We start from the raw sequence: 13958 nt of genomic DNA on the forward strand, positions 1-13958 counted from the left end.
TTACGAGACTGCCTCTTTTTTTCTGACCAGAGCCGCAGCAGCTGTCATATTTTTGAGAGATTGAATGGTTTCTGATATGTTTCTTGTTTTCAGTCCGCAATCAGGATTTACCCACACCTGGTCTTCGTGCAATACTTCGAGAGTTTTTTCAATCATCACCCTCATCTCTTCAATTTCAGGTATTCGAGGGCTGTGAATATCATAAACCCCAAGGCCGATTCCTTTTTCGTATGACTGCCAAGTAAAGGCAGAGACCAGCTCACCATGGCTTCTGGATGTTTCAAGAGAAATCACATCGGCATCCAGCTTGCTGATGACGCCAAGAAACTCGTTAAAATCGCAATAGCACATATGGGTGTGGATCTGCGTGGTTTCCTTTACAGTGCAGGTGGTCAGCAAAAAGCAGTTAACAGACCAGTCAATATAATGCTGCCACTTGCTTTTCTTCAGCGGCAGGCCCTCTCTTAATGCCGGTTCATCTACTTGGATCATGGTAATGCCGGCAGATTCCAGTGCAAGCACTTCTTTTTGCAGGGCATTTGCTATTTGATAACAGACATTCTCTCTTGAAATATCATCCCGGACAAAGGACCAGTTTAAGATGGTCACCGGCCCGGTCAGCATTCCTTTTACCGGTTTATCGGTCAGAGACTGTGCATACACACTTTCGTTTACGGTCATTGGTTCACTGAAATCGACATCACCGTAGATGACAGGCGGTTTAACGCAGCGAGATCCATAGGACTGAACCCATCCATTCTCTAAGAAGGCAAACCCGTTAAGTTTTTGTCCGAAAAATTCCACCATGTCTGTTCGTTCAAACTCCCCATGAACAAGAACATCTAAGCCAATATCTTCCTGGATTTTAATCCACTTTTCAATTTGGCTTTTAACAAATTGATCATACTGTGCTTTCGTCCATTCCCCTCGCTTATGTTTCCCCCGGGCCTGCTTTACTTCCGCGGTCTGCGGAAAGCTTCCAATGGTTGTCGTAGGGAGGAGAGGGAGGTTCCAAACTTCCTGCTGTTTTTGTTTTCTGTTCATGTACGGCTGATTCCGCTTAAGGTCTTTGCCTTGAGCTTTTTCAACCTCCCATAAAACCTCCGTCCGGTTTCTTGCCGGAGAGCTGTTCAGCAAGTAAAGAGCATCATCATACTTCTTTATTGCTTCTTGTTGCGAAGGTGATGACAGCAATCGCAGTTCTTCCAGTTTTTCGTCAGCAAAGGCAAGACTGTTGTATAGTTCTTGCGGAAGGGAATGCTCGTGTTTGGCTGAAACAGGGACATGAAGCAAGCTGCAGGAAGGCTGGATCCATATTCGTTCGGATGCAGCCAGTTCTTCAAGCTGGAGTATAAGCTCTTGCTTTTGGCTCAAATTAGCACGCCATATATTTCTGCCGTCAAGTATGCCTGCACCCAGCACTTTATCCTCTGGGAACCCATGCAGACGCATCTCATCCAGTGTTTTTTCGCCATGGACAAAATCCAGTCCGATCCCCTGGACAGGAAACTGAATGATTTCTTTGTAATGCTCTGCGCTCTCAAAGTACGTCTGCAGCATAATATTAAGACCGGAAGCGGTTTTATGGAACTGTTCATAGATTTTCTTGGATGCTGATAGTTCTTCTTCGGATAGGGAAGTAACGAGAATGGGCTCGTCGATTTGAATCCATTGGGCGCCCGCCTGTTCCAGTTCCTGAAGAATTCGGCAGTATAACGGGACAAGTTGGGAAAGCAGCGTGTCTTCCTGTTCGGGAAGGTATCCTTTTGCACATTTTATAAAAGTAACAGGCCCGACAATAACCGGTTTTCCTTCAATCCCAAGCTTCTCCTTTGCTTCCTTGTAAGCGGTAAGAGGCCTGTTTTCCACTAACCTCGGCGCACGGTCTTCCCATTCCGGCACGATATAATGGTAGTTTGTGTTAAACCATTTGGTCATTTCACACGCGACGGCTTCTTGTTTTCCTCTTGCCATGCCAAAGTAAAGGGAGAGAGGATTTTCCACTGCTTCAAATCTTTTTGGCACCAGCCCGAACATCACTGACATATCGAGCATGTGATCATAAAGTGTAAAATCATTGACTGGAATAATATCTATGCCCATGTCTTTTTGCTTTTGCAGATTTGCAAGCCTGATCTGTTCCATCTGCTGCAGAAAACTGGCTTCCGTCAGTTCTCCTTTCCAAAATGCTTCCAGTGCTCTTTTCCACTCCCGATTGCTGCCGATACGGGGATATCCCAAGTTGCTCGTTTTCATGTGTTATCTCTCCATTCTTTTAGATACTAAATATGCAATAAAAACAAAAAAGCATTCCCAACGCCAGTTACAGAACGTTAGAAATGCCTAAAAAAGGGTAGAGTAAACCCCATTGTATGCAAGAATCTAACACCTCCCTATCTCCCGTAGGTTAAAACAGTGTTGTTGAAACAAGGCAGGTCTCCTGACTCAAGGGTTATATACCGAGCTGCATCCCTTCCCAGCCTGCCGGCCAGTGGGCATTATGAGCTCGTTTCCTTTTACAGTGGCGGGACCGTGCCGGATTTTCACCGGGCTTCCCTTTTCATCCTTTGCATTTGTGCAATGGAACCTTGTCTCCACTATTATGTAATTTGATTTTGAAAATTTAGACAAGCCTATCATATCTAAAATAGGAAGTCAACGCATCAAAAGCAGAGAGAAGATGTGGAAATACTTTACTTCCAGCTATCTATATAGGTAAATGTTGTTTATAATAAAGGTGGATAACTATGAAAATAATAAAGGCAGGATGATAGAATGATAGGGAGAAACAGATTTGGAATCCGCGCAAAAATTTTTGCCGGATATCTAGTGATTATTCTTTGTCTGATCGTATCAATAGTAGTAGTAAATAATCAGATTGCCTCTATGCAAAAAGAGCGGAATTTTATTATTAATCATGACATAGAAATTCATTCGCTGACAAACGAGATTGAAAAGCAGGTTCTCGATATGGAAAACGGGCAGCGCGGTTTTATTATTACCGGGGATGAGAGCTATCTTAAACCCTTTAACCTGGCAGTGAACAGTTTGGAAAACGATTATAAAAAGCTCTATGGGCTGATTGCCGATAATCCAGCACAGCAAAATAGGCTCGAGGAAATTAATAAATCCATTCACAATTGGCTCCAGAAAACAGGAAATCCGTCCATTCAGCTGAAGAAGGAAAACAAGGATGGAGAAGTTCTCTCTCTTATTAAAAAAGATGTAGGCAGCCAAAGTGTAGAACAGATCCGCAGCCAGTTTGACACGTTCAGAACCACTGAAAAAGGCTTGACGAAAGAACGGGCGGACAGGCTTGACGAGCAGAACAAATTCCTGAAAACAGGGCTCTTTTCTTTATTGGTTATTGTTGTGGCTGTTTCATCACTTATTGCGTCTTTTGTTTCAGGCTCGATCATTAATACCATTAAGGCTGTTGTAAGTTCCATTACGGCTATGTCATCTAACGGTGACGTTACCCAGCGCATACATGTAAAAACGAAAGATGAAATCAAAGACCTGGCTGAAGCGACCAATGAACTGCTTGATAAAGTTGAGCAGAGGGAATGGCTGCAGTCCAGCACGAATCAGGTAGTCGAAAGATATCAGGGAACATCTACGATTAAAGTGCTGGGAGAGAAATTTGTTACAGGTGTTGCCCACTTAACGCAGGCCTCCATGGGTGCTCTCTATATCCGGGAAGGGAGCGGAGAACAATCCCGATACGTAAAAAAAGGTTCGTTTTCAGAGCCTATCGGAGAACCAGGGCGAGAGGCGTTTAAACAGGGGGAAGGCCTTATCGGGCAATGTGTGTCTGAGAAACGCATCCTTGTGGTGGACAGGCTGCCGGCGGATTATCAAGTCATTGGTACAGGGCTTGGAGAAGTTCGTCCTAAGAGCTTGCTGATTGCCCCTGTTCTGAATGAGCAGGAAGTGATCGCAGTTTTGGAACTTGCTTCACTTGACACATTTACAGAACAGCACATTGAGCTGATCGAAAACGCAACAAAAACTATTGGCCTGACCATCGACAGTGTGATTGGCAGAATGGAAATTGTCCGCCTGCTGAAAGAATCTCAGGCGATGACAGAAGAACTTCAGGCACAATCCGAAGAGCTTCAGACACAATCCGAAGAACTGCAGATGCAATCCGAAGAACTGCGCATGATTAATGAGCAGCTTGAACAGCGTTCCATTGAAGCAGAAGGAAAATCGGCAGAACTTCAGAACGCAAAAGTACAGCTTGAAGAAAAAGCCAAGCAGCTGACATTAAGCTCCAGGTACAAGTCTGAATTTCTTGCCAATATGTCACATGAGCTGAGAACACCGCTTAACAGTATTCTGATCCTTTCTGAGATGCTTGCTGAGAATTCTTCGAATAGCCTTTCTTCTGAAGATGAGGAGTTTGCGAGGGTGATTCACACCTCAGGCCAAGACCTGCTTAACCTGATTAACGATATTCTGGATCTTTCAAAAGTCGAAGCAGGTAAACTTGAAATGTATTTCAGCGAGATGAACATGAGTGAGCTTCCTGGGCAGTTTGAGCGGAATTTCGGACCCATCGCCGATCAAAAGAACCTTGAGTTTGAAATCATTAAAGAGAAAGATGTACCAGATATTTTCTATACGGATGAGAAGAGGTTCCAGCAAATTATTAAAAATCTTCTATCCAATGCCTTTAAGTTTACCGAAGAAGGCAAGATTTCTCTGCATATCGAAAAAGAACCTGTTTTTGACCTTCAGAACGGTGCAGACCACTTGCTTAAAATTACGGTTAAAGATACGGGAATCGGAATATCCAAGAACAAACATGATTTAATTTTTGAAGCATTCCAGCAGGGAGATGGAGCAACTGTCCGTAAATATGGGGGTACAGGCCTGGGCCTATCCATATCCCTTGAATTTGTAAAACTGCTGGGCGGCCGGCTGGAGCTCGAAAGTGAAGAAGGGAAAGGAAGCACTTTTACCTTGTATATTCCTAGCCTCCCTAACGGACTTGCGCCGGTTCAAGAGCTGGATGAAGCAGTGAGCGAGGTTGCTGCTGCCATTTCTCCTGAAGTTCAGGAAGAAAACAAAGTACTTGAGGAACTTAATAAGAACGATCGGCCGGCTGCAGAACAGGCTCCAGCTGATATCAGCTCCTTTAAGGGAAAAACCGTATTGATAGTTGATGATGATCACCGCAATATTTTTGCTTTAAAAACAGCACTGGAAAACGAAAAAATAAAGGTTATTACGGCTTCTAACGGAACAGAATGTCTGGAACTGCTGGAAAGGGAGCAGAACATTGATATGATCCTGATGGATATCATGATGCCGGTTATGGATGGATATGAAACCATGAGAAGGATTCGGGAGAACGAAGAAAACTCCGGTGTCCCTATTATCGCTCTGACTGCAAAAGCGATGAAGAATGACCGTGAGAAATGTCTTGAAGCCGGAGCATCGGATTATATCAGCAAGCCTTTGAAGATTGAACAGCTCTTTTCGGTCATGAGGGTATGGATTACAAACAAGTAAGGACGAACATAGATGATGAATGATCAAATTACTGCAAGTGAAGAAGAACTTGAAATTGGATTCGTGGAAAACATGGAGGCCGATCTCCTTTTAGAAGCGATCTATCGGCTTTCCGGCTTTGATTTCAGAAAATATATGAGATCATCTATTATCCGCCGGATCCAGAACCGAATGCGTATGGAACGAATTCCAACGATAACGAGACTGCTCGAGAAAGTTATCCATGAAAAGGGTTTTCTCGAAAAATTGCTCAACGATTTTTCAATCAATGTAACTGAAATGTTCCGTGATCCCGAATTTTTCAAGGCCTTCCGGCAACGTGTGGTTCCTGAGTTAAGGAAAATGCCCGAGATTCGTATATGGCATGCGGGCTGTGCTACGGGTGAAGAAGTCTATTCAATGGCGATATTGATTGAGGAAGAGGGCTTGGCCGATAAAACCACAATCTATGCTACAGATATGAATGAAAAAGTACTGGAGAAGGCAAAGCAGGGAACATTTTCTCTGCTAAAGATGCAGACCTATACAAAGAACTACATGCAGGCAGGTGGAAAAGAGGCATTTTCAGAGTATTATGCGGCCGATGAGCATTTTGCCTATTTCCATCCTTCCCTTTTACGCAATATTATTTTTGCTCAGCATAATCTCGTCACCGATTCTTCCTTTAATGAGTTTCATGTCATTATTTGCCGTAATGTATTGATTTATTTTACAAGTGAACTTCAAAATCAAGTGCAAGGGTTGTTCTATGAGAGTCTATGTCCAAGTGGCTTCCTTGGACTCGGCAACAAAGAATCTCTTCGCTTTTCCGAAAAGACTCCATACTATACTGAGTTTGATGCAGCTGAAAAAATATATAGAAAACTAGATTAAAAAAGACGGGCGAATTGATCGCCCGTCTTTAGCTTTTTATTGAAATGTTAAATGACAGAAGGAACTTTACTGGCTGCTGCCTGAATCATTAGAATGCACATGTCGTCCTGCTGGTTCACCAGCTCTTCTTCCGGTATGACCATATGAATGGGGGACGTGATGGTTTGGTTCCATTTTTGAGAAGCGATAAACTGCAGTTTATCGAGTAAGAGATTCTCATCCTTGTTCGCTTCAATAACACCGTCAGTAAAAAGAAGAAGCTGGATATCCTTTTCAAAATGGATCGTTGATTTTTCCACTTCCAATTGATCAAAGAAACCTACGGCACAGCTGCCGCGTTCAAGCAGGCATTGCTCAGCGCCATCAATGAGTACAAATCCAGGGGGATGTCCTGCATTCACATATTCTACGGTTTTGCTCTTTGTATCAATGACCAAATAAATGCACGTAAAATAGTAATTATAGAAGTTCTTTTGATTATAAAGCAGCGCCATATAGCGATTCAGCTCTTTAATTACCAGTTCCGGGTCTTCAATCATCTTGATGGCATCTCTCATTACAGAGGAAATGTACATGCATACAAGTGAGGAGGAAATCCCATGCCCCATCATATCCAGCAGGATGACACCATACCGGTGCTCACTAAAGCGATGCCAGTAGTACATGTCACCCGCAAGCTTAAATGAGGGAAGATGGGAGACGTTAATCTGGATATTTTCTTGCTGAAGCGGAGGATTTAACAGACTTCTCTGAACCTGCATGGCAAGGTCGAGCTCATCCCTGATCTTCTTTTCCTGCTCGATATGCCAGTCTTTTTCATACTTCAACCTTAGCGCCACCCGTATACGGGCTAGCAGTTCAACTTTATTGATCGGTTTTGTGATGTAGTCCATTCCGCCCACATCAAGCGCTTCGGCAAGTTTGTTAGTATCTTCAAGGGCGGTGATGAAAATGATGGGAATATCTTTTAGCCTTTCAATCTCTTGAATACGTCTGCAGGCTTCAATTCCGTCGATCTCGGGCATCATGATGTCCAATAGAATCAAGTCTACATCACTTTTTTTCGGGTGGGGATTCCCCATTTCAAGGTAATCAAACAATTGGCTGGCGGATGAAAGCGAAACCGTATTCTCATAACCGGCACCTTTTAATATTTTTTCTATAACAAATAGATTTACGGAATTATCATCTACCATAAGAATAGCCATGTCTTCTTTTCTCCTTCAACATTTTCTGTTATTAACAGAATAAACTGTGAATATGTAAAAAGATACTATTCTATCATTATACTGAAAATCAGGGAAGAAGGTATAATTAATACTTTTTATTTGTCTTTGAGGGCAGATTAAGTGAGTGAATGGTCTAGGATGGTTACAATAAGAGTGGAAAACAAGATAAGGAGCTGATCATATGGCTGAACATACCTTTCATTTAAAAGCCAACTGGCCTGGTTTGCGAAATGATGTAGGTGAAATTGAAACAGGGAACCTGAAAATGAAAATCTCGATTCCTCCTGAAATGGATGGGCCAGGAGTGGGTACCAATCCTGATGAAATGCTGCTTGGTGCAGCAGCAACCTGTTATATTATTACTCTTGCTGCCATGATGGATAGAAGCAGCCTGGATAAAGAAAGCCTTACGATGGATTCAGTTGGGGTCGTGGATGTAACAAAAGGTGTGATCACGTATAAGAAAATCATACATCGCCCTGTTATTGTTTTAAAAACTGGGGCGACACATGCAGATCAGCAGCTCGCCAAAAGACTGGCTGAAAAAGCAGAAGCTTCATGTATGATCACAAGAGCCATACAAGGAAATGTCGAAGTGGAGCTGGAAGCAACCATAACAACAGCATAAAATAAAAAACCAGCATGTGAAAATCTTCATGCTGGTTTTTTATTCTGTTCAGCCATCCAGTGACCAGTATCCACCCGCCACTTTACCTCCAAAGATAAAGACGTTCACTCTCAGGCTGAAAACAGTATGATCAGTACAAGTGAGAGTATGAGATAAAGGATTTTATTCAAGAACACACCCATAACCTTATGGCATACCCGTCCATTCATGCTCCAAAATACTGAAGAGCAGCGAGTTCCGCCATCCACTTCCCATCTTTAGATCTTCTCTCAATACACCTTCTTTTGTCATTCCTAATTTTTCGAGAACTCTGGCTGACCCTTCATTGTCAGGGTGGCACGTTGCATAGATTCGATGAAGACGCAGTACGGTATAACCCAAGTGGATTAGAAGTCTGCCCGCCTCGGTTGCATAGCCTCGGCCCCAATAATCAGGATGGATGACATAGCCGATCTCTCCGATTTTGTTAGTGAAATCCCTGATGTTCAGTTCTGCCACTCCGATCAGTTTTTCATCTTTTTCTTCAATGATCGCAAAAGCATAGCGAGACCTTGGATTATGCTTTGTATCTTTTATAACCTGGCCCATGAATTCCAGCGTATCTTCCTCGGCATTTGGGCCCCACGGCTGAAAGCGGCATGTGATCTCCTGAGAAGCGTACGCATGTACATCCTTCCAGTCGGTTATTCGTAATTCCCGTAATCGGATTCTCTTTTGTGTCTGTTTCTCTGCCATGAGTTGTTCCTCCAAGCTGTAGTGTCCTTATTTAGATTATTCTTCTTTCCGAAGAGATTTTCCTTGTTTTAAGAAGAAAGTGCAGGGTTGCAGGAAGATCTCATTGTCATATCGAAGGACTACTATGAAAATAAACCATGATAAAAGGAGATTTAATATATGGAAAATCAAGCATCAAAATGGATGGACTATCATCTCTGGGCCAACAAGAAATGGTTTGAACATTTAAAGAAGCTGCCAGAAGAACGGATGAGGCAAGAAATAAAAAGTGTGTTTCCAAGCTTGATGGATACATTGGTTCACATGCTGAAAACGGATCTGATCTGGCTATGGACGATTTCTGGAAGAACATACGAAGAAACGATCCACTCGCTGAATGAATGGAATGAGAGGCTGGAAGGCGTATCATTGATTGAAATTGAGAAATTATTTATGGAAGTATCCAGCAGCTATAAGCTGTATTTAAACGGGATAGAAGATCCACTTCAGGTGATCACGATTTCGCATCCGAAATTCGGGGAAGCTAAGGCGCCGCTGCAGGATTTTATTCTGCATGTTGTCAATCATGGAACCTACCATAGAGGAAATCTTACCGCCATGCTCAGACAGATGGACGGGGCAGGTGTGTCTACCGATTACATTTTTTATTTGTATGAAGAGCAGAACCTTTTTGCACAGAGCGGGGAGACGAGTCTGTAAGAACATTTTATTCATGAAAATAAAATGGTATAATTAAAAAGAGTACAAATGTTCGAATCTATGGATTAAATGAAGCATAATGACGAATATATGTATGCTTCAAGGAGTGAACCATGAAACTTATTATCGCTGAAAAACCATCACAGGCCCAAGCTCTTGCAGGGCCTTTTTCTAAGGTTAAGAAACTAAAAGGATATTATGAGATTCCTCCTCAGGAATTTTTTCCTGAAGGAGCCTATTTAACATGGTGTGTCGGCCATCTTCTGGAATTGGTGCCGCCAAAGGACTATAAACCGGAATGGGAAAAATGGAAACTTGAAACGCTGCCGATGATGCCGGACCGTTTCAGGTATAAAGTTTCTCCCTCTAAATGGGATCAATTTCAAACGATTAAAAAGCTGGCTTTTGAACCCGGAGTTACTGAAATCATCGGTGCGACCGATGCGGGTCGTGAAGGAGAACTTATCTACAAATCTCTTCTCCTCAATATGAACTGCAGAAAACCGGTAAAGCGCTTATGGATCTCATCATTAACAAAAAAAGCAGTCTTGGATGGATTCAAAAACCTGAAAGAAGGCCAGGAAACACTCCCGGTCTTTTTTGAAGCCTATTCCAGAGCCTGTGCCGACTGGCTTGTCGGGTTGAATACGACGAGAGCCTACACACTTTTAATGCAGAAAAAAGGAATTAGAGAGACATTTCCGACAGGAAGAGTCATGACACCGACAGTCGCGCTAGTTGTTAAACGCGAACATGAGATCGAGAAGTTTAAGCCGGAACCTTTCTTTGAAGTGATCGGTTCATTTGATGTGAATGGAAAGAAGTACAGCGGAAAATGGCATGATAAAAACAGCAGCCGCCTCAAAACGAAAGATCTGGCAGAGGACATAAAAAAGCGGACTGAAAATCAGTCTAGTTCCGTGGAAAGCATAAAAAAGGAGAGAAAAGAATTCCATCCGCCGATGCTGTTTAATCTTTCTGCTCTCCAAGCTAAAGCGAATCAAGTGTATAAGTACTCCCCGGAAAGAACACTGAACATTACAAGTGATCTCTATTTAAAAAAAGTGGTCAGTTATCCAAGATCGGATAGCCCGTATATCACTGAAGAAGAGGCGAAAATGATGCCGGGCATATTGAAGCAGCTGGGTGACCTTGAGGAATATAAACATCTGCTTCCTACACCCAAGCGATCTCTCATAGGGAATCCGCGTTTTGTAAATGCTGCGAAAGTATCTGATCACTATGCCATCATTCCAACGGAAAACGTGGCTAATCCTGTAAAGTTAAGCCGAGATGAGCGGAACATATACGATCTGATTGTGAGGAGCGTGATTGCTGCCCACTATGATAAGGCGATTATGGATACCACTACAATCGTTACAAAAGTAAATGAGCGGGATGAATTCATGTCAAAAGGAAAAGTCATCGTACAGGAAGGATGGCGCAAGGTCCTTTTTGAAAACAAAAAGAAAGAAGATAAAAAAGAGGACGATGAAAACACCCTTCTTCCGGATCTAACTGAAGCCGACAAAGGAAGAGTGGAGAACATTGCAATCCGGGAAGGAAAAACACAGCCGCCTAAACGCTACACGCTCGGAAGTCTCGTCACCCTCATGAAAACAGCCGGCAAAACGATTGAGGATGAAGAGCTGAGCAAGGTGCTCGAACAAGTTCAAGGTCTTGGCACTGAGGCGACACGAAGCAGCATCATAAAAAAAATTGAAGAGCTGGATTACATCAGAGTAGAAAAAAACCAAGTATTTGCGACCGAAAAAGCGAAGGGATTAATTGCAGCGATCGGTGAAGAATCCATTTTGACATCTGCTGAAACAACTGCGGTTTGGGAGCAGCGGCTCCGTGAGATTGGAAGAGGAAAAGCAGATGCGAAACAGTTTATGGAGCTGACCCGCAAAATGACAGAAAAAGTGATCAGCGATGCCATTGCCGGTGCTGCAAGCTGGAAGGTAGAGAATATTCCGTTGTCTAAAACAGCAGAACCCATCGGTAAATGTCCGTATTGCGGAAAAGAAATCATCTATATTAAGCGAAATGACTTCTATGGATGCAGCGGTTATAAAGAAGGGTGCAAGTTTTCCATTTCCGGCAAAATCGCACGGAAAAAGCTATCGGCAGCTCAGGTGAAACGCCTGTTGGAAAAGGGCGAAACCACCAAGTTAAAAGGGTTTAAAAGCAAGCAGGGCAAACCGTTTGCGGCCGCCCTTACCCTCAATAAAGAGACCGGGAAAATTGAATTCAAAATGTAGAACACTGATAAAAAAAGGATGCCTAGACAGAAAGCTGGCCATCCTTTTCTTATTTTTTAAATCGATATGGAACAGTAGTAACAACCACATTTCTTTTATACAGAAGATAAGCTCTGATGAGCAAACTTGACTGGTTATGAAGAATGTTGTGCCAATTCTTTTTCGTAATGAATTGCGGAATCAACACCGTCACCCAATAGTTCGATTCTTTTGCCTTGTGTTGGGCAGTATCGATAAATTTGGTGAGCGGCTGTATAATGCTCCGGTATTGTGAGTGCAGTGTGACGAGACGGATGTCCGGCTGCCACTCCTTCCATTTCTCTTCAAATTGTCTTTCCTCCTGTCGGTCAAAGGCTACATAAACGGCAATGACCTGGTCAGAGAGGGTTCTAGCGTAATTAAGTGAGTTTTCAACCACCCGAGTCATCCCGGCAACCGGAACAATGATAACATTTCCTTCGATGGCGAGAGGCGGATGTTCTGATTCCAGGCGAAGCTGGTCACCGACGTCCTTATAATGGCGATGGATCCGGTGGAACAGTAGGATAATTAACGGCAAGAAGATCAGAACGGACCAGACTTGAGTAAATTTAGTGACAAAAAAGATGATGAGAACGGTCAGTGTGATCAAGGCACCGATCAGATTGGCCGTTAGTTTTGAAATCCAGCCCTTTGGTTTTTCTCTAAGCCACTTTAAGATCATACCGGTTTGTGACAAGGTAAATGGAATGAATACCCCTACGGCATATAAGGGAATCAAGTTCTCAGTCTGCCCTCTGAACACAACAATCAGAATGATAGAACCGATGCCGAGCGTAATGATTCCATTTGAATAACCGAGGCGGTCTCCACGCATCGTGTACATTCTCGGCATGAATTTATCTGCCGCCAGGTTATAAGCGAGAAGAGGGAACGCTGAGTAACCAGTATTGGCTGCAAGGACTAGAATTAGTGCGGTTGTTCCCTGGATAAAATAATACATATAGTTACGGCCGAACGTTTCAGCAGCAATTTGTGATACAACGGTTTCCTCTACTTTAGGTGCGATGCCATACCAATAAGCAAGGAAGGTAACTCCAGTAAATAAAACAGCTAATAATGATCCCATCATGATCAGCGTTTTGGCAGCATTATTCGGCTGGGGCTCCTTAAAGTTCGGAATAGCATTAGAGATTGCTTCAACTCCAGTAAGAGCAGAACATCCAGAAGCGAAAGCTCTGAGAAGCAGGAACAGCGTCAGACCAGCAACCGGTGTACCGACAGGCGTGTGTGCAGATACCGGAACACCTCCGGTTGCAATATGGTACAGACCGACCCCGATCATAATGATAAGGGCCACAACAAAGAGGTAAACCGGGTAGGCCAAAATACTCGCCGACTCCGTTAAGCCTCTAAGATTTAAAATCGTAATGAGAATAACGAGCACTACCGCAATCACGACGTTATGCGCATGGAGGGCAGGAAAGGCTGAAGTGATGGCGTCTGTTCCTGCAGATACGCTAACAGCTACGGTTAATATGTAATCAACGAGTAAAGATCCCCCGGCAACCAGACCATAATTGACTCCCAGGTTTTCTTTAGAAACGACATAGGCTCCTCCGCCGTGAGGATAGGAAAAGATAATCTGCCGGTAAGATAATATAAGTGCCAGTAATAGTACAAGGACTCCAATTGCGATAGGCAGGGAATACCAGAAGGCGACCGTCCCAAATGTTACGAGTACCAAGAGAATCTGCTCAGTTCCGTAAGCAACAGAGGAGAGCGCGTCAGATGAAAGAATTGCCAGCGCTTTCAACTTATTCAATTTATGTTCTCCGGCCTCGTTAGATTTTAACGGACGTCCGATTAAAAATCGTTTCAATGAGGTTAACATGATTCACCGCCAAGAATTAATTTTGAATGATAAAGTATGAAACCCTGAAAAAAAAGAAAGTTGTAATCTTTTAATTTTACCCATTTTACATTTATTCTTATACTTGTTCGCGTAATCGAAGAACAAAAAGGGTAGTA

At 43.1% G+C, this 13958-nt stretch carries 9 protein-coding genes and 1 riboswitch; of the genes, 5 read left to right on the forward strand and 4 right to left on the reverse strand.

Annotated features, from left to right (window positions below; all coding sequences use genetic code 11):
* Positions 1-2256, reverse strand: coding sequence for a 5-methyltetrahydropteroyltriglutamate--homocysteine S-methyltransferase (gene metE / locus P4361_RS06650; protein WP_328088691.1), 2256 nt, complete (start codon positions 2254-2256; stop codon positions 1-3).
* Positions 2257-2413: 157 nt separating this feature from the next.
* A riboswitch (cobalamin riboswitch) is annotated at positions 2414-2606 on the reverse strand.
* A 169-nt stretch (positions 2607-2775) separates the two neighbouring features.
* Between metE and P4361_RS06655 the strand changes: the two genes are divergently transcribed.
* Entirely contained in the window at positions 2776-5520 is a 2745-nt protein-coding gene (locus P4361_RS06655) for a CHASE3 domain-containing protein (protein WP_328088692.1), read from the forward strand.
* A 15-nt stretch (positions 5521-5535) separates the two neighbouring features.
* Entirely contained in the window at positions 5536-6393 is an 858-nt protein-coding gene (locus tag P4361_RS06660; RefSeq protein WP_328088788.1) for a protein-glutamate O-methyltransferase CheR, read from the forward strand.
* Positions 6394-6440: 47 nt separating this feature from the next.
* On the opposite strand, the gene P4361_RS06665 is transcribed toward P4361_RS06660, so the two are convergent.
* A complete protein-coding gene (locus tag P4361_RS06665; RefSeq protein WP_256225395.1) occupies positions 6441-7601 on the reverse strand; it encodes a SpoIIE family protein phosphatase in 1161 nt (386 codons plus the stop codon).
* 202 nt (positions 7602-7803) lie between these two features.
* Between P4361_RS06665 and P4361_RS06670 the strand changes: the two genes are divergently transcribed.
* On the forward strand, positions 7804-8250 hold the full coding sequence (locus P4361_RS06670; protein WP_328088693.1) for an OsmC family protein: 447 nt from the start codon (positions 7804-7806) through the stop codon (positions 8248-8250).
* A gap of 186 nt (positions 8251-8436) precedes the next feature.
* On the opposite strand, the gene P4361_RS06675 is transcribed toward P4361_RS06670, so the two are convergent.
* Positions 8437-8985 (reverse strand): GNAT family N-acetyltransferase, encoded by a 549-nt coding sequence (locus P4361_RS06675; RefSeq protein WP_328088694.1) that lies wholly within the window; start codon positions 8983-8985, stop codon positions 8437-8439.
* A gap of 159 nt (positions 8986-9144) precedes the next feature.
* On the opposite strand from P4361_RS06675, the gene P4361_RS06680 reads away from it, so the two are divergent.
* Both P4361_RS06680 and P4361_RS06685 read left to right on the forward strand, forming a co-directional pair.
* On the forward strand, positions 9145-9684 hold the full coding sequence (locus P4361_RS06680; RefSeq protein WP_328088695.1) for a DinB family protein: 540 nt from the start codon (positions 9145-9147) through the stop codon (positions 9682-9684).
* A gap of 113 nt (positions 9685-9797) precedes the next feature.
* A complete protein-coding gene (locus tag P4361_RS06685; protein ID WP_328088696.1) occupies positions 9798-11948 on the forward strand; it encodes a DNA topoisomerase 3 in 2151 nt (716 codons plus the stop codon).
* A gap of 49 nt (positions 11949-11997) precedes the next feature.
* Here P4361_RS06685 and P4361_RS06690 read toward each other — a convergent pair whose 3' ends face one another.
* Positions 11998-13821 carry an APC family permease gene (locus tag P4361_RS06690; RefSeq protein ID WP_328088697.1) on the reverse strand — a complete coding sequence of 608 codons (1824 nt, stop codon included), beginning with the start codon at positions 13819-13821 and terminating at the stop codon, positions 11998-12000.
* Between the last annotated feature and the right edge of the window lie 137 nt (positions 13822-13958).

Origin of the sequence: Fictibacillus sp. B-59209, from assembly GCF_036216745.1 — a bacterium.
Lineage (GTDB): Bacteria > Bacillota > Bacilli > Bacillales > Fictibacillaceae > Fictibacillus_C > Fictibacillus_C marinisediminis.

Bases quoted from the DNA above. Each gene is read 5' to 3' on its own strand.
- metE (WP_328088691.1), bottom strand. From the start codon at position 2,256: ATGAAAACGAGCAACTTGGGATATCCCCGTATCGGCAGCAATCGGGAG.
- P4361_RS06655 (WP_328088692.1), top strand. From the start codon at position 2,776: ATGATAGGGAGAAACAGATTTGGAATCCGCGCAAAAATTTTTGCCGGA.
- P4361_RS06660 (WP_328088788.1), top strand. From the start codon at position 5,536: ATGAATGATCAAATTACTGCAAGTGAAGAAGAACTTGAAATTGGATTC.
- P4361_RS06665 (WP_256225395.1), bottom strand. From the start codon at position 7,601: ATGGCTATTCTTATGGTAGATGATAATTCCGTAAATCTATTTGTTATA.
- P4361_RS06670 (WP_328088693.1), top strand. From the start codon at position 7,804: ATGGCTGAACATACCTTTCATTTAAAAGCCAACTGGCCTGGTTTGCGA.
- P4361_RS06675 (WP_328088694.1), bottom strand. From the start codon at position 8,985: ATGGCAGAGAAACAGACACAAAAGAGAATCCGATTACGGGAATTACGA.
- P4361_RS06680 (WP_328088695.1), top strand. From the start codon at position 9,145: ATGGAAAATCAAGCATCAAAATGGATGGACTATCATCTCTGGGCCAAC.
- P4361_RS06685 (WP_328088696.1), top strand. From the start codon at position 9,798: ATGAAACTTATTATCGCTGAAAAACCATCACAGGCCCAAGCTCTTGCA.
- P4361_RS06690 (WP_328088697.1), bottom strand. From the start codon at position 13,821: ATGTTAACCTCATTGAAACGATTTTTAATCGGACGTCCGTTAAAATCT.